The sequence below is a fragment of the Streptomyces sp. NBC_00370 genome (assembly GCF_036084755.1).
Lineage (GTDB): Bacteria > Actinomycetota > Actinomycetes > Streptomycetales > Streptomycetaceae > Streptomyces.
On record NZ_CP107968.1, the window covers coordinates 6,690,721 to 6,713,753 of the forward strand.

The 23,033-nt window shown below is 70.4% G+C and carries 23 protein-coding genes; 11 read left to right on the plus strand and 12 right to left on the minus strand.

Annotated features, from left to right (window positions below; genetic code table 11):
- Positions 1-37: 37 nt before the first annotated feature.
- Entirely contained in the window at positions 38-226 is a 189-nt protein-coding gene (gene fxsA / locus OHS57_RS29910) for an FxSxx-COOH cyclophane-containing RiPP peptide (RefSeq protein WP_041992244.1), read from the minus strand.
- Between the two features lie 288 nt (positions 227-514).
- On the opposite strand from fxsA, the gene OHS57_RS29915 reads away from it, so the two are divergent.
- Together OHS57_RS29915 and OHS57_RS29920 are read left to right on the plus strand one after the other, a co-directional pair.
- Positions 515-1,732, plus strand: coding sequence for an FxsB family cyclophane-forming radical SAM/SPASM peptide maturase (locus OHS57_RS29915; RefSeq protein WP_328583888.1), 1,218 nt, complete (start codon positions 515-517; stop codon positions 1,730-1,732).
- Entirely contained in the window at positions 1,729-3,102 is a 1,374-nt protein-coding gene (locus tag OHS57_RS29920) for an aKG-HExxH-type peptide beta-hydroxylase (RefSeq protein WP_328583889.1), read from the plus strand. Before OHS57_RS29915 ends, OHS57_RS29920 begins: the two co-directional genes overlap by 4 nt.
- A 75-nt stretch (positions 3,103-3,177) precedes the next feature.
- Here the strand turns inward: OHS57_RS29920 and OHS57_RS29925 are convergent, their stop codons facing one another.
- The gene (locus OHS57_RS29925) at positions 3,178-3,651 is read right to left on the minus strand and encodes an ATP-binding protein (protein WP_328583890.1); all 474 of its coding nucleotides are present in this window, start codon (positions 3,649-3,651) and stop codon (positions 3,178-3,180) included.
- Positions 3,652-3,885: 234 nt separating this feature from the next.
- Here OHS57_RS29925 and OHS57_RS29930 point away from each other — a divergent pair, with 234 nt between their 5' ends.
- Positions 3,886-4,470: a hypothetical protein gene (locus OHS57_RS29930; protein WP_328583891.1), complete on the plus strand. Its 585-nt coding sequence runs from the start codon at positions 3,886-3,888 to the stop codon at positions 4,468-4,470.
- Between the two features lie 68 nt (positions 4,471-4,538).
- Here OHS57_RS29930 and OHS57_RS29935 read toward each other — a convergent pair whose 3' ends face one another.
- Genes OHS57_RS29935 through OHS57_RS29945 form a run of 3 tightly spaced genes read right to left on the minus strand, consistent with a single transcriptional unit; the run spans position 4,539 to position 7,023 of the window.
- Complete coding sequence (locus OHS57_RS29935) at positions 4,539-4,868, minus strand: STAS domain-containing protein (RefSeq protein ID WP_328583892.1); 330 nt, start codon at positions 4,866-4,868, stop codon at positions 4,539-4,541.
- Positions 4,865-6,220 carry a PP2C family protein-serine/threonine phosphatase gene (locus OHS57_RS29940; RefSeq protein ID WP_328583893.1) on the minus strand — a complete coding sequence of 452 codons (1,356 nt, stop codon included), beginning with the start codon at positions 6,218-6,220 and terminating at the stop codon, positions 4,865-4,867. Before OHS57_RS29940 ends, OHS57_RS29935 begins: the two co-directional genes overlap by 4 nt.
- Positions 6,220-7,023: an alpha/beta fold hydrolase gene (locus tag OHS57_RS29945; protein WP_041992259.1), complete on the minus strand. Its 804-nt coding sequence runs from the start codon at positions 7,021-7,023 to the stop codon at positions 6,220-6,222. The genes OHS57_RS29940 and OHS57_RS29945 overlap by 1 nt, the downstream gene beginning before the upstream one ends.
- Positions 7,024-7,211: 188 nt before the next feature.
- Here OHS57_RS29945 and OHS57_RS29950 point away from each other — a divergent pair, with 188 nt between their 5' ends.
- Positions 7,212-9,053, plus strand: a complete 1,842-nt coding sequence (locus OHS57_RS29950) for a GAF domain-containing SpoIIE family protein phosphatase (protein WP_328583894.1) — start codon at positions 7,212-7,214, stop codon at positions 9,051-9,053.
- Positions 9,054-9,304: 251 nt separating this feature from the next.
- Complete coding sequence (locus OHS57_RS29955; RefSeq protein ID WP_157874381.1) at positions 9,305-9,532, plus strand: hypothetical protein; 228 nt, start codon at positions 9,305-9,307, stop codon at positions 9,530-9,532.
- Between the two features lie 36 nt (positions 9,533-9,568).
- Here OHS57_RS29955 and OHS57_RS29960 read toward each other — a convergent pair whose 3' ends face one another.
- On the minus strand, positions 9,569-9,889 hold the full coding sequence (locus tag OHS57_RS29960) for an STAS domain-containing protein (protein WP_041992265.1): 321 nt from the start codon (positions 9,887-9,889) through the stop codon (positions 9,569-9,571).
- A gap of 81 nt (positions 9,890-9,970) precedes the next feature.
- Here OHS57_RS29960 and OHS57_RS29965 point away from each other — a divergent pair, with 81 nt between their 5' ends.
- Positions 9,971-10,114 (plus strand): hypothetical protein, encoded by a 144-nt coding sequence (locus OHS57_RS29965; protein WP_328583895.1) that lies wholly within the window; start codon positions 9,971-9,973, stop codon positions 10,112-10,114.
- A gap of 69 nt (positions 10,115-10,183) precedes the next feature.
- Here OHS57_RS29965 and OHS57_RS29970 read toward each other — a convergent pair whose 3' ends face one another.
- Positions 10,184-11,347: an ATP-binding SpoIIE family protein phosphatase gene (locus OHS57_RS29970; protein WP_328583896.1), complete on the minus strand. Its 1,164-nt coding sequence runs from the start codon at positions 11,345-11,347 to the stop codon at positions 10,184-10,186.
- Between the two features lie 956 nt (positions 11,348-12,303).
- On the opposite strand from OHS57_RS29970, the gene OHS57_RS29975 reads away from it, so the two are divergent.
- Positions 12,304-12,651, plus strand: coding sequence for a helix-turn-helix domain-containing protein (locus tag OHS57_RS29975; RefSeq protein ID WP_328583897.1), 348 nt, complete (start codon positions 12,304-12,306; stop codon positions 12,649-12,651).
- 62 nt (positions 12,652-12,713) lie between these two features.
- Here the strand turns inward: OHS57_RS29975 and OHS57_RS29980 are convergent, their stop codons facing one another.
- Positions 12,714-13,025, minus strand: a complete 312-nt coding sequence (locus OHS57_RS29980; protein WP_328583898.1) for an SCO5918 family protein — start codon at positions 13,023-13,025, stop codon at positions 12,714-12,716.
- A gap of 313 nt (positions 13,026-13,338) precedes the next feature.
- On the minus strand, positions 13,339-13,542 hold the full coding sequence (locus OHS57_RS29985; RefSeq protein WP_041992278.1) for a cold-shock protein: 204 nt from the start codon (positions 13,540-13,542) through the stop codon (positions 13,339-13,341).
- A 667-nt stretch (positions 13,543-14,209) separates the two neighbouring features.
- Here OHS57_RS29985 and rsgA point away from each other — a divergent pair.
- Positions 14,210-15,274, plus strand: coding sequence for a ribosome small subunit-dependent GTPase A (gene rsgA, locus OHS57_RS29990; protein ID WP_443042991.1), 1,065 nt, complete (start codon positions 14,210-14,212; stop codon positions 15,272-15,274).
- Between the two features lie 95 nt (positions 15,275-15,369).
- Complete coding sequence (locus OHS57_RS29995; RefSeq protein WP_328583900.1) at positions 15,370-16,866, plus strand: DNA-3-methyladenine glycosylase 2 family protein; 1,497 nt, start codon at positions 15,370-15,372, stop codon at positions 16,864-16,866.
- A 57-nt stretch (positions 16,867-16,923) separates the two neighbouring features.
- On the opposite strand, the gene OHS57_RS30000 is transcribed toward OHS57_RS29995, so the two are convergent.
- From OHS57_RS30000 to OHS57_RS30010, 3 genes are all read right to left on the minus strand, one after another.
- Positions 16,924-17,289 carry a PPOX class F420-dependent oxidoreductase gene (locus OHS57_RS30000; protein ID WP_328583901.1) on the minus strand — a complete coding sequence of 122 codons (366 nt, stop codon included), beginning with the start codon at positions 17,287-17,289 and terminating at the stop codon, positions 16,924-16,926.
- A gap of 113 nt (positions 17,290-17,402) precedes the next feature.
- Positions 17,403-17,885 (minus strand): DUF456 domain-containing protein, encoded by a 483-nt coding sequence (locus OHS57_RS30005; RefSeq protein WP_041992287.1) that lies wholly within the window; start codon positions 17,883-17,885, stop codon positions 17,403-17,405.
- Between the two features lie 23 nt (positions 17,886-17,908).
- Entirely contained in the window at positions 17,909-18,901 is a 993-nt protein-coding gene (locus OHS57_RS30010; RefSeq protein WP_328583902.1) for a helix-turn-helix domain-containing protein, read from the minus strand.
- Between the two features lie 354 nt (positions 18,902-19,255).
- On the opposite strand from OHS57_RS30010, the gene OHS57_RS30015 reads away from it, so the two are divergent.
- Complete coding sequence (locus OHS57_RS30015; RefSeq protein ID WP_328583903.1) at positions 19,256-21,154, plus strand: protein phosphatase 2C domain-containing protein; 1,899 nt, start codon at positions 19,256-19,258, stop codon at positions 21,152-21,154.
- A 63-nt stretch (positions 21,155-21,217) separates the two neighbouring features.
- On the plus strand, positions 21,218-22,960 hold the full coding sequence (locus OHS57_RS30020; protein ID WP_328583904.1) for a pyruvate dehydrogenase: 1,743 nt from the start codon (positions 21,218-21,220) through the stop codon (positions 22,958-22,960).
- Positions 22,961-23,033: the final 73 nt, after the last annotated feature.

Genomic DNA, 23,033 nt, shown 5'->3' on the forward strand with positions numbered 1-23,033 from the left:
AATGAGAGATGTCAGTATAGAAGCGCCGACAGGCATCTCACAGACTCTCGGAGTGACCCGTGACGAACGGGTCGCCCGCCGCGCAGCTCTCGCGCACCCGGCGCAGCACGTCCCCGAGGACCGAGTCCGGCAGGGCGGCGATGTCGGCGAGCGGCAGATCCGAGATGTCCAGTACGGCCGACTCGGCGTCAGCGCCGGGGATGACGCCCTTGGCTGCGGCTGTCATATGCGCTCCGTGGTGTCTCGGGGCCGCTCCGCCATGGCCCGCCCAGCGAGTACGCGTCAGGGAAAGCGTGTCCCTTCCAGCGTACCGCCACCCCCGCCCGGCGAGCAGGGCCGGACAACGCGTTCCTGACCGGCAACTCGCCCTGTTCGGAACCCCTTTGGCTCAATCGTGATGTTGACGCTGTTCGGCGCCCGAACGAACATGGGACGAACATGGTGTGCTCCGCCCCGCCGGTCCCCGCTCCTGGTCGGCCACGGACGGCAGGCGCACGACTTCGGGGGGAAGCCGATGAGTCGACCGCCACTGCGGCAGGCCGAGCTGCCCTGGCCGACGGCCGCCGACGTGACGGCCAGGGAAGCGGCGGGCTGGGTGCCGTCCCCGCTGCACTCCTTCGTCCTCAAGATCCACAGCCGCTGTGACCTCGCCTGTGACTACTGCTACATGTACCGCTCCCACGACCAGAGTTGGCGCACCCAGCCGCGCACCATGACGGACGGGACCGTCGACCTCGCCGGCACGAGGATCGCCGAACACCTCACGGCGCACGGCCTGCGCGAAGCCGGTGTCGTCCTGCACGGCGGCGAACCGCTCCTCGCCGGCGACACCACACTCGCCCGCACCGCCCGGGTGCTGCGCGCCGCCGTCGGCGACGGCATACGGCTGAACCTGTCCCTGCAGACCAACGGCGTACGGCTCACCGAGCGCCGCCTCGACCTGTGCGCCGAACACGGCATCCGCGTCGGGGTGAGCGTCGACGGCGGCAGGGCCGCCCAGGACCGCCACCGCAAGGGCGCCGACGGGCGCGGCAGCCACACCCGCGTACGTGAAGCGCTGCGGCTGCTCTCCGAAGGGCCGTACCGGCACCTCTTCGCCGGGCTGCTGTGCACCGTCGACCTGCGCAACGACCCCGTACGCGTCTACCAGGACCTGCTCGCCCACCGCCCGCCGTCCCTCGACTTCCTGCTGCCGCTGGGCAATTGGCACACCCCACCGCCCGGCCTCACCCCCGGCGACGGGCGTACCCCGTACGCCGACTGGCTGTGGGCCGTCTTCGAGCGGTGGTACGGCGCCCCGGTCAGCGAGACCCGGATCCGGCTGCTCGACGACCTCATGGCGCTGCTCCTCGGCGCCACGCCGGCGACGGAAGCCCTCGGCCTGCGCCCGGTGCGCTACGCCGTCGTGGAGACCGACGGGGCCCTCGCCCAGGACGACACCCTGCGCACCGCCTACGCGGGCGCCGCGGCCACCGGACTCGACCTGCGGCGGCACTCGTTCGACACGCTGCTCCGCCACCCCGGCGTCGCGGCCCGCCAGTGGGGCGCCGACGCGCTGTGCGCCGACTGCCTGGCCTGCCCGCTGCACCAGGTGTGCGGCGGCGGGCACTACGCCAACCGCTACCGCAGGGACACCGGGTTCGCCAACCGCAGTGTGTACTGCGCCGATCTCACCGCCCTGATCACCCGGGTACGCGGCCGGCTCGCCGCCGACGTGGGGGCGGTGGCATGACGCCGGCGCCGCATCGGATGCCGGGCCCGCTGTTCGACGCCGTCGCCGAAGGCGGCGGCGGGGCCGAGGCGTTGCTGCTGCTCGCCCGCGCCGAGTACAGCAGACGGCTCGCCTGCGTGCACGCGATCACCGCTGCGGCGCGCGAGATCAGCGGCGCGACCGGCCAACAGGCTCAGGAAGCCTGGGAGTTGCTGGCCGCAGCCCAGCGGGCGGCCCCCGAAGCGACGGCAGCGGTCATCGCCCACCCCTCGGCGGGCCCGGCGCTGGCCGGGCTGCTCGCCCGGGTACAGCGGGCGGGGGAGCAGGGCCCGAACCCGCCCCTGGCCGCCACGCCCCCGGCTCCTCCCGTGCACTGGCTGACCGCGATAGCCGCCGCTGCCACGGCCCGCGCCGCGCTGCCCGGCAGCGTGCGGTGGACGGCGACCGACCCCTGGGTCGCCCTGCCGTCGCTCGGCCGCGCGCACCTCCCCGGCGTCAGGGCCGGCGACAGCGCCGAACTGCGGGTGACCGCCGACGGACAGGTCAGCGTCGGCGCAGCCGGCTCGCTGCCGCTGACCGTGCCGCCCGACCCGTACACGGTGCGGGGCCGCTGGCACGGCGGGCGGATCCTGACCGGGGCCGACACCGGCGCCCCGCTGGTCCTCGGCGCCCTCGACCCCACGTGCTTCCCCGGCGCCGTACCGCAGCCGGGCGCCATCGGCGCCGACGACCTGCGCCGCTGGCGGTCGACCGCGCACGACGCGTACCGGCTGCTCCGAACCGACCACCCCGTCCCGTACGCGGAACTGACCGCAGGACCCCGGGTTCTGGTGCCGTTGACGCGCGTAGGTCCCGGCAGCGTCAGCGGCAGCAGCGCGGAGACCTTCGGCTGCGTCGCGATGTCCCTGCCGAACAGCGGCACCGGCTTCGCCGTGACCCTGACCCACGAGATGCAGCACAACAAGTTCGCCGCTCTGCTGCACCTCTTCGACCTCTTCGACACGGCCGCCCCCGAGCTGTACTACGCCCCCTGGCGCCCCGACCCGCGCCCGCTGCTCGGCCTGTTCCACGGCGCGTACGCGCACCTGGGCGTCGCCCAGTTCTGGAACCGCCGCCGCGAAGCCGATCCGCACACCGCACAACGGGCCGCCGCACACGCCCACTTCGCCCGCTGGCGCACCGCCACCCGCGAAGCGACCACCACGATCCTGGCCTCGGGACACCTCACCCCGCTCGGCCACCACTTCGCCACGCGCATGCTGCACACGGCCGACGCCCTGTGCGCCCTCCCGGTCCCGGCCGAGGCCCGCCGCCGGGCCCTGGGGGCGGCCCGCGCCCACCGCTCGACCTGGACGGACCGCCACGGCACGGCCGAAGTCCTGCCGGTGTGACGGGTCCGCTGCCGCCGCTCCGTAAATGAGTGCCCGGCGAGTCGCGTCGGCAATGATGAGTACTTCCCGGTCAGGTCAACGGCACTCCGCGGAGTCGTCCCGCTGGCTGTCGTTCACGCTGATGCGGACTCTGATGCGTTTTCCGACGGGTTCGCGCTGCACGTCGTAGCCCTCGCACAGGGCAAGGACGATCTCCATACCGTGCTGGCCGATCCGGCCAGGTTCAGCCGCATATGCGAGAGGCAGCGTGGAATCGGAGTCCCACACCGTGACCTCCAGGACCGAATCGTCAAGCTTCAGCTCCAGGAGGCAGGGACCAGGCGCATATTTGCACGAGTTCGTCACCAGCTCGCTGACCACCAGCTCGGCCACACCGCTCAACCGGGAGGACAGCGGCGGCCCGGGGCCGTCGCGGAACCGGGCCAAGAAGTCAGCGGTGAAACGGCGTGCCGTCGCGATCATCCCCGGCTCGCCGTCCAGGGCGATGTTGGCCTCGCCCGAAGGCCCCGTCGCTGTACCACCAGGTGTTGCCACTTCTATCTGCTCCACGGATCCCGTCCGCTTCGTGCGATACCTGCTCGGTCAGTGCAGGTGCTGCGAACACCTGTGCACCTACCCCCGCAACCCGACCCCAGTCTTGGCTCCGCTTCTCCGAAGATGCGCGTCTGCGCCGGGCGGAGGAATCTGGAACGTGGGGAAACGTCGTCTTCCGCTGACGCCACTCCTCTCGGTCACACAGAGGGCGTCAGGGGCACCGAGTGCACTCTCTGACAAGGCATCGTTATGGATACCAGCAACAAATCGTCTCTCACTGCGGCCCTCGCGGTCGGTTACATGGCGGGCCGGACGAAGAAGGGGAAGCTGGTCCTGGCTCTTCTGTCCGTCGCTGCGGCCCGAGGCGTGGATCCCACGGCTGCGGTCGGCCAGGGAGTCGGCAAACTCACGGCCAACCCCTTGGTGGGGCAGCTCGTCGAACAGATGCGGGGCGAACTCCTCGACGCCGGCCGCGCCGCCCTCTCGGCAACGACCAGCCGAGGCATCTCCTCCCTGACCGGCGCCCTTCAACAGCGCACCGGCTCGCTCCCGGAGAGCGAAACCGATGAGGATGAAGAACAGGACGGTGAACTGGACGAGGTAGAGGAACAGGCCGAGGAAGAGGATGACGAAGTGGAGCCTCCTCGTTCCTCCCGGCGCCGTCCGGTCAGGCGAGCTGAGAAGCCCACCGACCGGGCACCGGGACCGAAGAACCCGCCCGCCAAAAAGGCCATGGCCAGGAAGGCGGCGGACAGGAAAACGCAAGACGAGAAGGCCCGCGCGAGCCGGGCTGCACGTCAGAAGTCTCCCGCCCACAGGAGCAGGCACAGGTGACTCGTGATGCCTGAAACCGGCAATTCTTGGCGCCCCCGTTCTCCCGGCACGGCAAGGTGGCGTGAATCTCACATGCTGTCTCTGCTGGGGCGGATGGTGAAGACGTGGTCCAGGCCGGCGATGGCGAGGATGCGCAGGGTGTCGGCGGGAACAGCGGACAAGACCGCGTCGGCGCCGGCGGCTTGGGCGTGCTGCCGTGCGGCCAGGAGGGCGGTGATGCCGGTGGAGTCGCAGAATTCCAGGTCGGACAGGTCGATGACCAGGTTCTGGCCGGGGCCCAGGACGAGGCGTTCGACGTGCTCGCGCAGGGCGGTGGCCTGGGCGTAGTCGAGTTCGCCGGCCACGTGCAGAACCGGTCCGGTGGTGGTGGTGCGGTGGGTGATGTTCAGCGGGCTCATGCTTGTTGCTTCGTTGCCGGGTGGGCGTTCGGATGGGTGGCGGGGACGCCGAGGGCGAGGAGGGCGGTGTCGTCGTCCAGGCCGCCGCCGAAGCTCTCCAGCAGCCCGGTCAGTGCGGTAATCATCTCTTGGGGCGTGGCGGGGGCGTGCTCGGTGGCGAAGCGTTGCAGGGCTTCGTCGCCGAAGAGGTGTTCGCGGGTGGGGCCGGTGCGGGCCTCGGTGAGGCCGTCCGTGTACAGCAGGAGGGTGTCGCCCGGGCCTAGCGTGGTCTGCGTGGTGCTGAACCGGGCGGCGGCCAGGACGCCGACGAGGAGCCCCCCGGGGGTGGGCAGATACTCGGTGCGGCCCTCGGCCCGCACCACCAGTGCCGGGGGGTGTCCGCCGGACGCAAGGCGCACAGTCGTGTGGCCGTGGTCGCCGCAGGGCTCCATAACGCCGAAGATGACGGTGCAGTAGCGGGGGTCGCCGCTGGTGGCGTACCGCTCGTGCAGGACGGAGTTCAGCGTCGTCAGGGCTGCTGCCGGCTCGGGATCGTGGAGGGCCGCGGCGCGCAGGGTGTAGCGGGTCAATGAGGTCAGGGAGGCCGCTTGGGGGCCTTTGCCGCACACGTCTCCGAGGAAGAAGGCCCACCGGCCCTTGCTCAGCGGGAACAAGTCGTAGAAGTCACCGCCCAGCCGGTCGGGGGAGGCGGTGTGGTAGTAGGCGGCTGCCTCAAGGCCCGGCACGGCAGGCAGTGCGGAGGGCACGAGGGACTGCTGAAGCACGGCGAGCGCGTCGGTCAGGCGTTCCCGGTCGGCCTCGGCCTGTCGGCGGGCCGATTCCGCCTCCGCGTGGGCGCGCTCGGCGTCGGCGCGTGCCTGCTCGGCTTCCCGACGACGGCGCAGGAGTTCCTGCTCGTAGGCGCGGCGGTCGGAGGCGTCGAAGACGGTGGTGCGGATCAGCAGCGGCTCACCCTGGCTGCTGCGCTTGACCCTGGAGGAGACCAGCACCGGCAGTCGGCGCCCGTCCGCAGCCTTCATCTCCAGGGCGACACCGCTCAGTTCGCCCTGCATACGCAGCAGCGGCGCGAAGTGTGTTTCGTGGTACATCTTCCCGCCGACGGAAAGGAGATCAGCGAAGCGGGCTCGGCCCACCACTGCCTCGCGCTCCACCCCGAGCCACTCCAGCAGCGTCGCGTTGATCTTCGCGACGGTGCCGTCCATCAGCGTCGACAGGTAGCCGCAGGGAGCCGACTCGTAGAGATCTTCGGCGCTGTCCTCCAACAGTGCGGAGAACGCAGCACCCGTGCCCGCGGCGTCCTGGACATCTGTCGGCTCCGGTCCCTCCCCCGGCTCCTCGCCGGTGCGGCGCATCAACGCAAGGCCGCCAGAAACTCAAGGATCGCCTCGGCGGTGGCCTCCGGCGCGCTCAACTGCGGGCAGTGCCCGGTGGCGTCAAGGGTGACCAAGCGGGAGGAGGGGATCGCGGCGTGCACATACGCGCCGACCTCGCGGGGCGCGATCATGTCCTCGGAGCACTCCAGTACCAGGGTCGGCACGCTCACGCTCTTCAGCTCCTCGCGGGTGTCGGACAAGAATGTGGTGCGGGCGAAAACGCGGGCGATGTCGGGATCGGTGGCGCAAAAGCTGTTCGTCAGTTCTTGCCCCAACTCCGGCCGGTCCGGATTGCTCATGATCACCGGAGCCATCGCGCCGGACCAGCCGAGATAGTTCGACTCCAAGGACTCCAGCAGCTCATCGATGTCCTGCACGCTGAAACCGCCCCGGTAGCCGTCGTCATCGATGTAGCGGGGCGAGGGAGCCACCATCACCAGCGCCCCGAGCCTCTCCGGCGCCGCCTGCGCGGCCAGCACCCCGACCATGGCGCTGACCGAATGGCCGACGAACACCGCTCCCCGCAGGTCCAGCTCCTCGCAGACCTCCACGGCATCTTGGGCGTAACCCCGGAGCGAGGAGTACCGCTCCTGGTCCCAGGCCGACAGATCCGAACCGCCGGAGCCGACATAGTCGAACAGCACCACCCGGTACCGCTTTTCCAGGGCCGGCACTGCCAGCCGCCACATGTTCTGATCGCAGCCGAACCCGTGCGCCAGCACCACCACCGTCCCCTCAGGTGGGCCACTGACCGTCACGTTGTTCCTCCTGCGAATATCCATAACCAGCCGTCTTCCCCCGCGCCCTGAGAAAACCCGCGAAGCGGCCCTGACCGAGGAATTGCCCGAAGCACTGTTACCCCGCGGGACAACCGGTCGGCAGCATCGGGACTTCTCGGGGTAAGGGACCTTGGACGACGTCCTGTCCGGAGGGCCCGGTCAGGACATGAGGGTTCTGTGAGGAGGGGCGCGTGGCTACGGAAGACGAGAGTGGCACAGCTGCCCTGTCCCGGGTGGAGCGGCTGCTCGCGGTACGGGAGACGGGACTCTCAGCTGCGGCGGACGCGGACATGGAGCGGTTCGCGCGGTTGGTCGCGCGGATGGTGGGCGTGCCGGTGGCGCTGGTGTCGTTGGTGGAGGAGGACCGGCAGGTATTTCCCGGCATGGTGGGCCTGCCCGAGCCGTGGGCCACCCGGCGGCAGACTCCTCTGTCCCACTCCCTCTGCCGTCACGTTCTGTCCTCTCAGGGGTCTTTCGTTGTGGAGGATGCCCGTGAGGAGCGTTCGACGTGCGCGAGTACGGCGATTCCCCAACTCGGGGTGGTCGCCTACGCAGGTGTGCCGTTGACCGACGACGACGGCAATGTTCTGGGTGCGCTGTGTGCCGTGGACACGGTGCCACGGGCCTGGACGTCGCGTGAGGTCCAGGATCTGCGGGATCTGGCAGCGGCTTGTTCGGCGGAACTGCGGCTGCGCATCGCTTCGGCACAGGGCGCCGTGTTGCGGCGTCGTGCCGATGAACTCGCCGCCGTGGCCGGCCGGGCCCTGACGAGCGCCGAGCTGCTGCTGCGTGCGGCGGAGGATCTGACGGACACCGCAGGCTTGGAGGAGGTTCGCCTACGGGTGGGGGATCTGGTCAGTGGTGACCTCAAACCGTCCTACGTGAGCCTGCTGCTGGCCGAGAACCATGGCGGACTGCACCGTCTGCTGGACCGGTCGGCTGCGCCCTCCATGGAAGTCCTGCACGAGTACGTGCTGGCGGATGCCGACTTCCCCACGGCACGGGCTCTTCGGGAGCGGCGCATGGTCACCGTCCCCGACCGTGCTCACCTTCAGGCCGTCCACGGGCCCGCCGCTGTGGGTGTCTTCGACTCGCTCGGGCTGGGGTCGGCGGTCTGTCTGCCGCTGTTGGGAGCCCGGGGGCCGCTCGGGGTGCTTGTCCTGGGCTGGAGCACCCCGCACGAGATCGACATGACCGAAGCCTCCGTGCTCACCACAGTCGCGGGATATACCGCGCAGGCGGTGGAGCGTGCACTGTTCCTCGACGAGCGGATCGACGTCGCACACCAGCTCCAGCAGGCCATGCTCACCACGTTGCCCGACGTGCCCGGTCTTGAGCTGGCGGCGCTGTACCGCCCCGCCTCCAGCACCGACATGGTCGGTGGTGACTGGTACGACGCCTTCTCCCTGCCCAGACCGGGAAATGACGCCTCACTCGTGGACGACCTGGCGGTCACCGTCGGGGACATCACCGGCCACGACGTACAGGCCGCGACCTTGATGGGGCAGACCCGCAGCATGCTGCGCCAAGCGGCAGCCACCACGCGGGACCAGGGGCCGGCCGCTGCTATGTCCGCTCTGGAAGATGCCTGCCGCACCCTGCCCGTGGAAGTCTCCGGCACCCTGGTGCACGGCCATCTGCGTCGCGTCGGCGACGCGTGGGCTTTGACGTGGGTCAACGCCGGCCATCCGCCGCCCTTGGTGCTTCTCGCGAACGGCACGGTGTGCCGGCTCGACGAACACGGGATCCTGCTGCACCACCGCCTCGGCCCCTTCCCCCGGCACGATCTGCAGACCGTCCTGGAACCGGGCTCCACGCTGCTGCTCTACACCGACGGCCTCATCGAACGCCCGGGCCAGGACTTCAACACCGCTGTCGATCGCGCCGCCCATCTGCTGGCAGCAGCCGACTCGGACATCCCGCTGCCGGCACTTTTGGAACACCTCGCTGACGAGGTATGTCCCGGGGAGCCGGGTGACGACGTCGTTCTGCTCGCCGTGCGCGTCCCGCGGGCCGAGCCGTCGGATCGGTGATCCGCGGTTCCCGGATGCGCTGAGGGCCATGGGACGGGGTAGGGGCATGGAGGGGCAGGCCATCCGACCTTCCCCGACGGAAGGCCCCCATGAATTCATCCCCCACTTCGGCCGGCGCTTCCCACCCTCTCCGGAACCCTGAAGTGGAACGGTTCGGCGAAGCCGGGGCCCGCCACTGGGCCACGCCGACGTACCTCGTACTGGAGCTGCAAGGGGTCCTCGGCCACCCCGTAGAGCAATACATTTCAGGAGTGATCGCCCAGGCCCGGCGCTTCGCGAAGCCCTTGGTGGTGGACGTGGCGGCGGTGACGCATCTGACCGTCGATGTGCTGGTGTTGTTCCTCAACGCCCAACCGGATCCCGGAGTCAGCTTCCAACCGCCCCTGCCGCAGGCACTCGTGAGGATCATGGAGATGACCGGCACCCACACGGTCTTCTCCCTTCACCGATCGCCCATCGCCCCGCCCACGACCAGCTGAGGTGAAATCCGGGCATCTGGGCGGCACCCGGGCCGCTCAGGTGCGGACAGTGGCCTGGGCCTCCTCCACCGTGCCGTAGATCCGCAGAACACTCTCGGTGCCGGTCAGTGACAGCAGCCGCTCGATACCGGCGGGTACCTGCGCGATTCGCAGATCTGTCTCCTGGTGTGCGCTCAGCAGCAGGTTCAGGAAACTGGAGTCCCCGAAGGTGACGTCGCTGAGATCCAGGACAACTCCCGGCGACCGGGACACCGTCTCCCGGATTTCCGCGGTCAGCGGGCCGGTGTTCTGGGCATCGAAATCACCGCGAGGCGCGAGTACTGGTAGCGCCGCGTGAGCGCCATCGTTCTTCGACATGCGGCGATTATGCCCAAGCCTGGTTCTCTTCGGACAGCCGGTGCCATCTGGGAACCGAAGGGGCGGCACGGCGGGGTGCCCGTGAACGAGGCCGTCATGGCTCTGCCGGACGCCTCGGGCGTCGGCGGGCATGGGCTGGAGATCGTCACTGCCCTGTGCGGCGGCTACCGCGTCTTCCTCACGGCGAACGGCAAACAAGTCATCGCCCAGGTGGCCCTTGGCTGAGAGAGCCGGAACAGTGGCGGTTGCGGCTCCATTGCCGGTCATACGGCAAGTACCGGTAGTTTCGCCTGCTCACCACAGTCCCTTGGCCGCGACGACCGAGGCGTCGTCGTGGTATTTACCGGCGCTGCGCAGGAGTTGACCTGCGATCACAGCTGCGGAGTGCTGGAGGACTCCGGGAAGGGATTCGGGGTTCCATCGCTCGGTCAGGCCGTCGGAGTGCATGACCAGCACGCTGCCAGCCGGTAGCGGGTGGGTGACGGTGCGCAGCGTGCGTACGTGGTGTCCGGCGATGCCCGGCAGTGACGGCAGGCTGATCTTGGACGTGGTGGTCACGATCGCGCCGGCGGTGTTGCCCACCCCGCAGTAGAGCACCCGTCGTTGATCCGGCTCGATGCGTGCCACGGCCACCGCGGCACCCCGTGTGCCGGCGAGCGCCTGGTGGATCTCCCGCATGACCTCATCGGGCGAGTGCCCCCTGCTGATGCGGAAGGCGCGGATCGCGACCCGGGTGGCCAGCTCTGCCAGGGGGCCGTGGCCGAGCCCGTCACAGAGCATCACCAGTAGCGCCCGCCCCGCGCTCGGCGCACCAGAAGGGGGACCGGCCGTGGGGCTGTCGAGCACCCGCAGGGTTCCGCGCGGGCCACGGACAGGGGGGTCTGCCGCCACATCATGCGAGGGATTCCCCGGCGTCGATGACCCGGCCGCGTCCCAGTGCGCAGCCCAGCCGTCCCCGCACTCGGTCGCTCCGCTGATGGGCCGGGTCACTCCTTCCACCACGGACTGCGCCGGTTCGCCGCTGCTGTCCGGGTGGCGGCGGAGGCCGGGTCGTGGCCAGAACCGTGCCAGCATCACCGTTCCCTGCCCGGCGACAGAGTGCAGGTCGAAGGTGTCCGCGAGCCGGGCCACCATGCCCAGTCCGATGCCCAGCGTGCCGGCGGCCGACCGGCCGTCGCGCATCGCACTGGCCACATCCGCCATGCCCGGTCCGCGGTCCACCGCCAGGAATTCGATCCCGGCGTGCTGCTCGGTCCGCACCACCCGCAGCACGATCGCCCCGGCGACCGCGTGCTTGACCAGGTTGGAGGCGGCCTCCGACACCGCCAGGGCGATCTCGCCGGCCCGCTGCTCACTCAGTCCGATCCGGCCGGCCAGCCGGGAGGCAGCTCCCCGGGCACCGGCGAGGTCGTCGCGGAACCATGCCACATCCTCGCTCGCCAGCAGCAGAACGCTCACGGCATGCGCCGGCGGGTGCTTACCGGGACCGCGAGGCGTTGCACGCCGGCATGGCCGTAGTTCATGACAACCCCCGGAGTAAGGCGCACCGGACGAGATCTCGCCGGTTCCGCCGGCAGCCGTCTGCCCCCGAACGACAGCGGTGACCACATTCGAACGGACCTGGATCTTCAGCAGGCAGACCCGGTCCCACGGAGATCGAGGCAGGTTACCTCCGCCTCGGACGACGAAAAATCTATGTCGGCTGGAGTAGACATTGGTGGGTGGTGTGGTTATGGTTTCTCTCGTAGCCGAGATCAGCAGGGCCCGGCAGATACGAACTGGCGGGAGTAGGACAGGTAGTTGCAGTGTGCAGGACGGTGCGGTGGTGGAGTTTCGAAGCCAGGGCTGGTGCAGGACGGCGACGGGACTGACGGCCGGACCGGGTGGCCCGCGGTGATCAGGGGCCGCCGTGGTGGTATCGCGATGGCGGTACCGGTAGGTGAAGTGCGCAGTACCCAGCAGTGAAGGTGAGTGAGCAGCACCCTGGTGAAGGCGTCGGCTGCGGGCGCGCGCATCGGGAGGTTCGGCAGTGGGGTTCCAAGCCGGAGCAGACGCAGGAGTGGCGACGGGGCTGGCTGCCGAAGAGTGACGCTTGTCCAAGGTCACCAGCAGTACGAGTAGTGCGCAGTACCAGCAGTACGAAGTGAGTTGGTCCAGAGGGAAGAACGGAGGAGCCAGGCGCCATCAGGATCGCCCGGACGGAGTGTTGAGTCCGGGTACCGCAGGACATCGATAGTGAGGTGGTCTCCGGTCAAGCAACCGCGATCCCCGCAAGTCCCGTCCTCTCCCGGGTGGGCGTGCGGACACAGAAGGCCGGCGCAGTACTGGGGCCGGCAGATGGTGTAGCAGTTCCTTCGGGGCCTTGGTGCCATATGGCACCAAGGCCCCTCCAGCGTGTTCCACAGAGAGGCGAGATGACAGCAGACGACTCGTTCGGCCGTCTCGACGACGACGACTACCCCGCCTACACCATGGGCCGGGCCGCCGAGATGCTCAACACCACCCAGGGCTTCCTCCGCGCCATCGGCGAAGCCCGCCTCATCACACCCCTGCGCTCCGAGGGCGGACACCGCCGCTACTCCCGCTACCAGCTGCGCATCGCCGCCCGCGCACGGGAACTCGTCGACCAGGGCACCCCGATCGAGGCCGCGTGCCGCATCGTCATCCTCGAAGACCAACTCGAAGAAGCGAAACGCATCAACGCCGAACACCACCGCACCGCCCAATCGGCAAACCCGGCGGCCAACGGCTCGGAAAGCTAAAACCGGAGCTTTCGGCCGGACCCTGACCGCCGTTCCGGTGGCGATTCGCGTCGCCCCGTCGGTCAGGCGGTCGCAGGGACCCCGAGCGTCGCGGAAGCCTGTTGGAACGGGCTGAGGAGCCGCGTGGGGGTGGCAGCCTGGGACGGAGTGGGGCAGGTGAAGCCGAGTTGGGCCATGGCCCGGAGGACTTCCTGGGCGCTGAAGTCACGGCGGTCCTGGCCGGTGACGACCTGCCCGACCTGCTTCACGGGGTAGGTGCGGCGGCCGATGATCACGGACTTCCCCGTGACGTGCTCGGGCTTGATGCCCTTCATGGATTCCAGGACGCCGCTCCTGGTGAGGTCGAACGGGAAGCGGGCAATGACGAAGCGCATGATGCCTCACAGAAGAAGGACGGAAGGAGGGGGTATGCCGCGGTGCGGCGGTTCAGTCGGTGAGGGCGAGGACGCCCGGAAGACGAACGGCTCGGGGAATCGCAAGAACGGACCGAATGGAATGCGTTAGTGAATCTGGCCACCAAGGAATAGGTGACGTCATGCAAATGTGAAATTTAGGATGCTGACGGGTGCATAGGGACCTGCGAGCGGTATTTGGTCCCCAGTAAAAGACTTTGCGGGAAATGTCGCGGATCGGGCCGTGCACCGCACCGAGGGGGTACGGGCCCCAGTCACGGAGTGCGCGTCGGCGTCAGACGGGAACAATGTTCTCGGCTGTCGGGCCCTTCCGGCTCGGCGCGATGTCGAAGGTGACCTTCTGGCCTTCGAGCAGCTGGTTGAAGCCCTGAGCGGTGATGTTTGAGAAGTGGGCGAATACGTCAGCGCCCCCGCCGTCCTGCTCGATGAAGCCGAAACCCTTGGCTGCGTTGAACCATGTCACGGTGCCGGACGCCATGTCGTATCTCCCTTGGGGCGGTACGCCGGGACCTGCAATGCACGGATATCCAGGTCGCCGCGATGATGCCCCGCCCGAAAAATGACCGGAAATGCAAAGATGCTTCCAGTGGCTGAAAATACCGACGAAGGCGCTTGGAGTTTCGAGAATCAAGACTCCAAGTGAGAATGACAGTAGCATGCGGCAGTAGTCGGTGTGCGTCAAACAATCCCACTCTGCTCGTTGCGGTAGAAACGTTCCTCACAAGGCGTGTTAAACCCTCATCTGGCGGTCATAGATATTGCTCTGCCCGTAGCGCAGCACTTCAGGTGAGAGCTCGCAGTTCACGACTTGGAGAGCTGCGGCCTGCTGTGCGTGATCATTTGTGCCGCGCGGGCTCCTCGGCGGAAAACAGTTGGCGTTCCGCCGAGGCGTGCGGCTACGGTTACCTCGTTCTGAGGCGGCCTGTGGCCGCCGGTGTTGGTCGAGCGTGATCGAGGAGGTGTGACCGATGGCTGTCGTTGAGATGGGCGCTGCCCGCATCCGGAAGTTCATCAAGTCCACCCCTGTGGTCTCCGGCTGACCTCTTTCTTTCCGCGCCTGTGAGCGCGGTGCCGGGGCCATCCTTGTGAAGGGTTCCCCCTTGTCTTTCTCTCCATCTCATCTTCCTTTTGCGCATCCTCTCGCCGTGTACGGCTGGGACGCGGACTGGGAGACCGAGTTCGTTCCCTACGCGGAGCGGGGTCTGCTGCCCGGTCGTGTCGTACGGGTCGACCGCGGGCTGTGTGATGTCGTCACCGCCGAAGGGCTCGTACGCGCCGACACCGAGTTCGTCGTACCCCGTGATCCGATGAAGGTCGTGTGCACCGGGGACTGGGTCGCCGTCGACCCCGAAGGTGACGACCCGCGGTTTGTGAGGACCTTGCTGCCTCGCCGCACCGCCTTCGTACGCTCGACCTCGTCGAAGCGTTCCGAGGGGCAGATCCTCGCCGCCAACATCGACCACACGGTCGTAGCCGTCTCCCTCGCGGTCGAACTCGACCTCGGCCGGGTCGAACGCTTCCTCGCGCTGGCCTGGGAGAGCGGTGCGACGCCGCTGCTCGTCCTCACCAAGGCCGACCTGGTCGACGACCCCGCCGTGCTCGCCCATACCGTCCAGGACGTCGAGACCACGGCGCCCGGTGTGCAGGTGCTGGTCGTCAGCTCCGAGACGGGCGAGGGCGTCGACGTACTCTCCGCCGTGCTCGCCGGTGGCACCGCTGTGCTGCTGGGTGTGTCGGGCGCGGGGAAGTCGACCCTCGCCAACGCGCTCGTCGGCGAGGACGTGATGGGGGTGGAGGCCATCCGCGACGTCGACGGCAAGGGCCGGCACACCACCACGACCCGCAACCTGCTCGTCCTGCCCGGCGGCGGGGTGCTCATCGACACCCCTGGCCTGCGTGGCGTCGGGCTGTGGGACGCCGAGACCGGCGTCGGACAGGTCTTCGCCGAGATCGAGGAACTGGCCGAGCAGTGCCGCTTCCACGACTGCGGCCATGCCGCCGAACCGGGCTGCGCCGTACTCGCCGCCGTCGAGGACGGCACTCTGCAGGACCGGCGGCTGGAGAGCTACCGCAAACTCATCCGGGAGAACCAGTACATCGTCGCCAAGACGGACGCCCGGGCCCGCGCCGAACTCCGGCGCGTCTGGAAGATGAGGGGAGCAGAGGGCAAGGCCGCCATGGAGGCCAAGCGCGGCGGCCGGATCCGGTGACCGTGTCCGGCGGCCGGACCCGGTGACCGGCCGGGACTGACCGTGGTGTCCGAATCCCGCGAGTGCGGTGGCCCCGGCTGCCGCACACTGGAGCCATGACGGACGAGGAGACCCGGTACGAAGCGGTGACCAGCCGCGATGCCCGATTCGACGGAGTGTTCTTCTTCGCCGTCGAGACGACGGGCATCTACTGCCGCCCCAGCTGCCCCGCCGTGACGCCGAAGCGGAAGAACGTACGGTTCTTCCGCACCGCCGCCGCGGCCCAGGGGCACGGCTTCCGCGCCTGCCGCCGGTGCAGGCCGGACGCCGTGCCCGGGTCCGCCGAGTGGAACGTACGCGCCGACGTCGTCGGCCGTGCCATGCGCATGATCGGCGACGGCGTCGTGGACCGCGAAGGCGTACCGGGTCTCGCGGGGCGGCTCGGCTACAGCACCCGTCAGGTGCAACGCCAGCTCAACGCCGAACTCGGCGCCGGTCCCGTCGCGCTCGCCCGCGCCCAACGCGCGCACACCGCAAGGGTGTTGCTCCAGACCACCGCACTGCCCATCACCGACATCGCGTTCGGCGCGGGTTTCGCCAGCGTCCGGCAGTTCAACGACACGGTCCGGCAGATCTACGCCCGCACCCCCAGCGAACTGCGCACCGAGAGCGGCACCCGGCTCGGCACCTCCCGCGCGCCCGCACTCGCCGGGGTGCCGCTCCGGCTGGCGTTCCGGGGCCCGTACGGCGCACGCGACGTCTTCGACCTGTTCGCCCGTGAGGCGATCCCCGGCATCGAGGAGATCACCGGCACCCCGGGCCGCCGCACCTACCGGCGCACCCTGCGACTGCCGCACGGTCCCGGCGTCGTCTCCGTGGACGAGCGGACCTTCGGCGGCGGTGCCACGGCACCGGGCAGGGGCCTGGCGCGCGGCCACGTTCCGGGGCCCGTGCAGGCGCTGGGGCAGACGCAGACGCAGACGCATGCGCAGGGGCTCGGGCAGGCTCCGGCCGGCCGCAGCGGATGGCTGGAGGCCCGGATCCAGCTCGGCGATCTGCGCGACCTCACCACCGCCGTACAGCGGCTGCGCCGGCTCCTCGACCTCGACGCCGACCCGTACGCCGTCGACGAACGACTCGGCGCCGACCCCAGGCTCGCGCCGCTCGTCGCCGCCCGCCCGGGGCTGCGCTCGCCGGGCGCGGCGGAGCCCGAGGAGTACGCGCTGCGCGCCCTGCTCGGTCAGGAGGCGGCGGTGCGCCTGGTCGAGACGTACGGGGAGGACATCCCCGAGCCGTGCGGCGGGCTGACCCGGCTGTTCCCCGCGCCGCTGGCCCTGCGCGACCACCCGGCGGCGGGACCGCTCGCCGCCGCGCTCGCCGACGGCGCCGTACGCCTCGATCCCGGTGCCGACCGCGACGAGGCGGAGAAGGCGCTGCTGTCGGTCGGGGGAATCACGCCGCGTACCGCCGCACTGATCCGGATGCGGGCGCTCGGTGACCCGGACATCTGGCCGCCGTCGGCCGGCGAGCCGGCCGCGGAGGAGGAGACCGAGGCGTGGCGCCCCTGGCGCTCCTACGCGGCCCGCCATCTGCGCGAGGCGCCGGTTCTCTGACGGCCGTCAGCCCTTGACCGCCGTCAGTTCCCGGCGGCCGTCAGTTCCTGGCGGCCGTCAGTCAAGACCCCAGCTGTGGATCTTGCGCGGGTGGATCCGGATCAACTCCTCGCTGAAGTGCGGGCCGAGATCGTGCGGCCCCGTCAACAGCTCCGCCTCGCCCCGGATGTCGACCCCGCGCACCGTCCACGGACGCAGACTCACGATGTCGTCGACGACGAGCGCGACCCGGGGGTTCGACTGGAGGTTGCGCCATTTCTTCGTGGTGCCGAGCGAATATCCCCCGACCAGGATCGTGCCGTCCTCCTGCGGGAAGAAGCCGACCGGATTGGCCTGCGGCTGACCCTTGGGGTCGACGGTGGCCAGCCGTCCCAGCCGCTGGGACTTGAGATAGGCGCTCTCGGCCTCGCTGAATGCGGTCATGCCGCCCAGCGTCACACGCCCGCCACGCCGACGCGTCGATCCCGGGCAGCCTCCGGCGGACGGACCGTCAGATCAGCGCGGTCGTGTACTCGTCAACCCCGGTCGGCTGCGGTTCAGCCCCAGATCTGTACGCCCAGCCAGGCGCCGACCACCAGCAGGCACGAGAACAGCTCCACCAGCAGCGAGTAGCCCGCGCTGCGCATGACCGTCCGGGTCGACCCCCAGGCGTTCCTGCGGCTGCCGAGCCGTACCCGTTCGGCGCCGTAGACACCCCCGACGAAGCCGATCACCGCGCCCACCACCGGCACCACGAAGAACCCGACGATGCCGATCGCCCCGCCCATCACCAGCACCCGCCGTGGCGCACCCGTCCTGCCGGTCCGCCGCGACGGCAGGACGGGTCTCAGCGCCAGATTGACCAGCAGCAGCACCGTGGCCCCCACCAGTACGGCCCAGGCGAGCGCCGTCTTGTCCGAGAACGCCCACCACAGCACGGCCGCCCAGACGATCGCCTGGCCGGGCACGCCGGGGACGAGGACACCGATCAGACCGAGCAGCATGACCAGTCCGACCAGCACCAGCTGCCACACGTCCATCAGCCCAGCCTGCCGGAATCAGCTCATTTCCGCAGTTCGCGAGCCACCCAGCCGCGCTCGTACGCGTGCCAGCCCAGCTGCAGCCGGGTCGTCACCCCGCTCAGCTCCATCAGCCCCTTCACCCGCCGCTGCACCGTGCGCAGGCCGAGATCGAGCTGTTTGGCGACACTGGCGTCGGTCATCCCGGCGAGCAGCAGCGACAGGATCTCCAGATCGGTGCCGTCCGGGCCGGGCAGCTCGCCCTCCGCCGCAGCGCCCCGGCCGTCCAGCCGCAGCGGGCGGGACTCCCGCCACACCGCCTCGAACAGGCTGAGCAGCGACTCCAGCAGCCCGCTGGCATGGATGACCAGCGCAGCGGGCTCGGCGCTCGGGCCGGTCAGCGGCACCATCGCCAGCGCCCGGTCGGCTATCACCAGCTTCGTGGGCAGCCGCTCGGCCACCCTGACCTGTTCGTCCCTGCCGAGCGCCGCGACCAGCTCCCCGATGCCGGCGGGCTCCGACAGTACGTCGCGTTCGATGACCACCCGGTAGGTGACGCCCCTGTCCGTGGCCTGCGCCTCGGCCTCGTTGTCCCCGCCCGTCACCGCGACCGGACGCCCGGTGACCAGGGCGCAGACCTCCTGGCCCGCCCCCAGCTGCAACTGGAGGAAGCGGTGCGAGACGGCAGCCGCCCCGGTCACCATCTCGACCAGGTCGTGCACGGCCGGTTCGGTGGCCTCGGCGCGGTACTCCTCGGCGAGCAGCGCCGCCGCCAGCTCGGCCCGCTCCAGCTCGTGCCGCTGCTGGGTCAGCAGCGCGCCCAGCGCGACGCCCGGCGGCGCGGCGACCCAGCGGCCGGTACGGGACGACGACTGCGCCGCGAGCCCGTGCCGTTCCAGCTTGCGCAGCGCCCGTTCCGTTTCCGGTTCGGGGAGCGCGAGCCGGTGCGCGAGATCGGCGACATCGGCGGCGCCGATCGCCACGAGCGCGCGGTAAGTGGACTCTTGTCTCTCGTCGAGACCTATTGCTCCCAGCACCCCTCGCACCTCTCCCTCCGCCACCGGCGCGCGCTGGCGGATACCAGCCACGGCGTAAACCCGCCGCGCATATCATCCCCGTACCGGTCGCCACTCTGCCAAGGTGGGGCATCACAGCAGCAACAGACCTCGGTCATATGCCTTTTGGGTACGCCCTGGGTACGCTTGACCGTGGATGTGCTCGGGCGCGTGATGCGCCCTGCTTGTCCTGTGAACGTCTGCCGGGCGTCCTTCCTGTGGGGGGTAGGGCCGCCCGGCGGACTCCAGGGGCGTGCGCGGCGGCCGGGACGGCCGCCTCCGTTATTTTTCCGGATGCTCCGTTTTCTGGTCCCTCCGGCGGTCGACAATAGGGGCATGAGTCAACAGGGGGAGAGGTCGACCACCGACGACTGGTGGAACCGGTTGTACGACGAGACCACTCCGGACACCGGCCCTACGGCAACGACGGACGACACACTCGACGACCGCTTCGATTCGGCGGCGGACACCGTGGCAGCGGCGGACCCGCCCGCCCTGTCGGACGCGACCGGGGGCCCGGCAGCGGTTCCCGACGCGGCGCCTGAACCGGCCGGCGCACCGCCGCCGGAGGCCGTGGACCCGCCGCGTGCCGTCGATCCGCCGCGCACCGAAAAGCCGCCGCGTCCTGCCCGGCCGCCGGCCGCCCGTCGACAGCCGGACGTCCGCCACCAGCCGGATGTCGGCCGTCAGCCGGATGTCCGCCGCCCGTCGGCCGCAGGACCACCGACCGAGACCGGCCCGGCCGCCCCGTCGGGGCCGCGGCCCCGGCGTCCGCGCGCCTGGTGGGAACCGCCGCCACCGCCGACCCCCGCGCCGCCGGTCTCACCGCCCGCGGCGCCCGCGGCGAAGCCGGCCGTCCCGCCGCCGTCACCCCCGGCGCCGCCCGCAGCCACTCCCGTACCGGCACCCGCTCGCGTACCGACCCCGGCACCCGCGCCGGCGCGGCCACCCGCGTCCGCGCCTCCCCGGCAGCGGGCGCCGTGGGAGCCGCCCGTCGCGTACGACCCGTCCGACGCGCGGCCACTGCCGGCCCGCGCCGCCACCCCGCCGGCGGTTCCGCTTAAGCCTCCGCTTACGCCTCCGGCCACGCCTCCTCCGCCGCCGGTCCCGCCGCGAGCCGAGTACGCGGACGAGTACGCCGAGAGGCAGCCCGAGCAGCAGCCCGCGAAGCAGCCCCAGAAGCCGTCCACGCAACCGGAGAGACTGGCGGAGAGCCCCGTGGAGAACACCGCCATCGGCGACAGAGGTCTCGTACGGCCCGGCGTCGCGCACGTCGGCGACCGGCCGCCCACGTACGACCCCGAGCCCACCGCCCTCGCCCCCGCCGACTACGACGACCTCGGCGCGCTCGTCGCCGACACCGTCCTCGACGGCGCCCGGTACGGCACGTACACCCTGCGCGCCGCTTCCGTGCGCGGCGACTCCGCGCGCTACCGCGGCGAGCCGCGCAGGGACGCGCTGCTGACGGCGCGCTTCGGGAGCGGCGCCGGTGCGCTGGTGCTGGTGGCCGTCGCCAGCGGCGCCCGCGCGACCGAAGGGGCGCATCGCGCGGCGGCCGACGCGTGTCACTGGATCGGCGGCGCCGTCGGGCGCAGCCACAGCCGGCTCTCCGACGACATACGGAGCGGCCGCAGGGGCGATCTCAAGTCCGGTCTGCACCGGCTCACCGACCGCAGCTTCGGCAAGCTCCGCTCACGCGCCGCCGAACTGGGCGTCGAACCGCAGGAGTACACCGCGGGGCTGCGCTGCCTGCTCCTCTCCGCCGATCCCGAGTGCAGGACCCGCGTCTTCTTCGGCGTGGGCCCCGGCGGTCTCTTCCGGCTCAGGGACGGTGTCTGGCAGGACCTGGAGCCGCCGGCCCCGGACCCGGGAGCGGTGACGGGCGAGGCCGTCGTCGGTTTCGGGGCGCAGCCAGCCGAGACCCCCGACGGGGACCGGCTGACCATGGACCTCGGGATCACGACGGCCCCCGCGCCGCGTGTCGACGAGCCGGCCCCGGCCCCGGCCGAGCCGTTCCGGTTCCGTGCGTCCGTCGCCCGGCCGGGCGACACGCTCCTGCTGTGCGGCCCGGGTCTGTCCGAGCCGCTGCGCGGCGGCCCGGAGCTGGCCGGTGCCCTGGCCGAGCGCTGGGCCGGGGCCGAGCCGCCCGGTCTCGTGGAGTTCCTGGCCGACACCCAGCTGCGGGTGAAGGGCTACGCCGACGACCGCACGGCCGTCGCCGTCTGGGAGGCGTAACCGCGCGGGACATGGGTTGATGGACACCGGAACCGGACTTCACACCGGAAGGGTGCGCCTCCCATGGCCAAGCAGAACGTGGCGGAGCAGTTCGTCGACATCCTCGTCAAAGCGGGTGTCCAACGGCTGTACGGCGTCGTCGGCGACAGCCTCAACCCTGTCGTCGACGCCATCCGCCGCACCCCGGGCCTCGACTGGGTGCAGGTGCGGCACGAGGAGACCGCGGCCTTCGCGGCCGGCGCCGAGGCGCAGATCAGCGGCAAGCTCGCCGCCTGCGCCGGCTCCTGCGGGCCCGGCAACCTGCATCTCATCAACGGCCTGTACGACGCGCACCGCTCGATGGCCCCGGTCCTCGCCCTCGCCTCGCACATCCCGTCCAGCGAGATCGGGCTGAGCTACTTCCAGGAGACCCATCCGGACCAGCTGTTCCGGGAGTGCTCCCACTACAGCGAGATGATCTCCAACCCGAAGCAGATGCCACGGGTGCTCCAGACGGCGATCCAGCACGCTGTCGGCCAGAGCGGTGTGAGTGTGGTGACGCTGCCCGGCGACATCGCTTCGGCGCCCGCGCCCGAACGCGCCTCGGAGCAGGCGCTGGTCACCTCGCGTCCCTCCGTACGGCCGGGCGACGCCGAGATCGAGAAGCTGGCGCGGATGATCGACGAGGCCGACCGGGTCACCCTGTTCTGCGGCAGCGGCACTGCGGGCGCGCACGCCGAGGTGATGGAGTTCGCCGAACGGATCAAGTCCCCGGTCGGGCACGCGCTGCGCGGCAAGGAGTGGATCCAGTACGACAACCCGTTCGACGTCGGCATGAGCGGTCTGCTGGGTTACGGCGCGGCGTACGAGGCGACGCACGAGTGCGATCTGCTGATCCTGCTCGGTACGGACTTCCCGTACAACGCCTTCCTCCCGGACGATGTCAAGATCGCCCAGGTGGACATCAGGCCGGAGCACCTGGGCCGCCGCTCCAAGCTGGATCTCGCGGTGTGGGGCGATGTGCGCGAGACGCTGCTGGGGCTCACCCCCCGGGTGCGGGCCAAGACCGACCGCCGGTTCCTCGACAAGATGCTGAAGAAGCACGCCGAGGCGCTGGAGGGTGTGGTCAAGGCGTACACCCGCAGGGTCGAGAAGCACACACCGATCCACCCGGAGTACGTCGCGGCCGTCCTGGACGATCTCGCCGACGACGACGCCGTGTTCACCGTCGACACCGGCATGTGCAACGTGTGGGCGGCGCGTTACCTCACCCCGAACGGACGGCGCCGGGTCATCGGTTCGTTCAGCCACGGCTCGATGGCCAACGCGCTGCCGCAGGCGATCGGCGCGCAGTTCATCGACCGGGACCGGCAGGTCGTCTCGATGTCGGGCGACGGCGGATTCTCCATGCTGATGGGCGACTTCCTGACGCTGGTCCAGCACGACCTGCCGGTGAAGGTCGTCCTGTTCAACAACTCGGCGCTGGGGATGGTCGAGTTGGAGATGATGGTCGCGGGGCTGCCCGCCTACGGGACCACCAACCACAACCCGGACTTCGCCGCCATCGCGCGCGCGGCGGGGGCGTACGGGGTGCGGGTCGAGAAGCCGAAGCAGCTGGAGGGCGCGCTCAAGGACGCCTTCAAGCACAAGGGTCCCGCGCTGGTCGACGTGGTGACCGACCCGAACGCGCTGTCCATCCCGCCGAAGATCAGCGCGGACATGGTCACCGGCTTCGCGCTCTCCGCCAGCAAGATCGTGCTGGACGGGGGAGTCGGCCGCATGGTGCAGATGGCCCGCTCCAACCTGCGCAACGTGCCACGCCCTTGACGCGCCGGCCGACGACAGAGCGGGCCGGTGCGGCGTCTCCGCCGTACCGACCCGCTCCGATCCGATCTGTCTG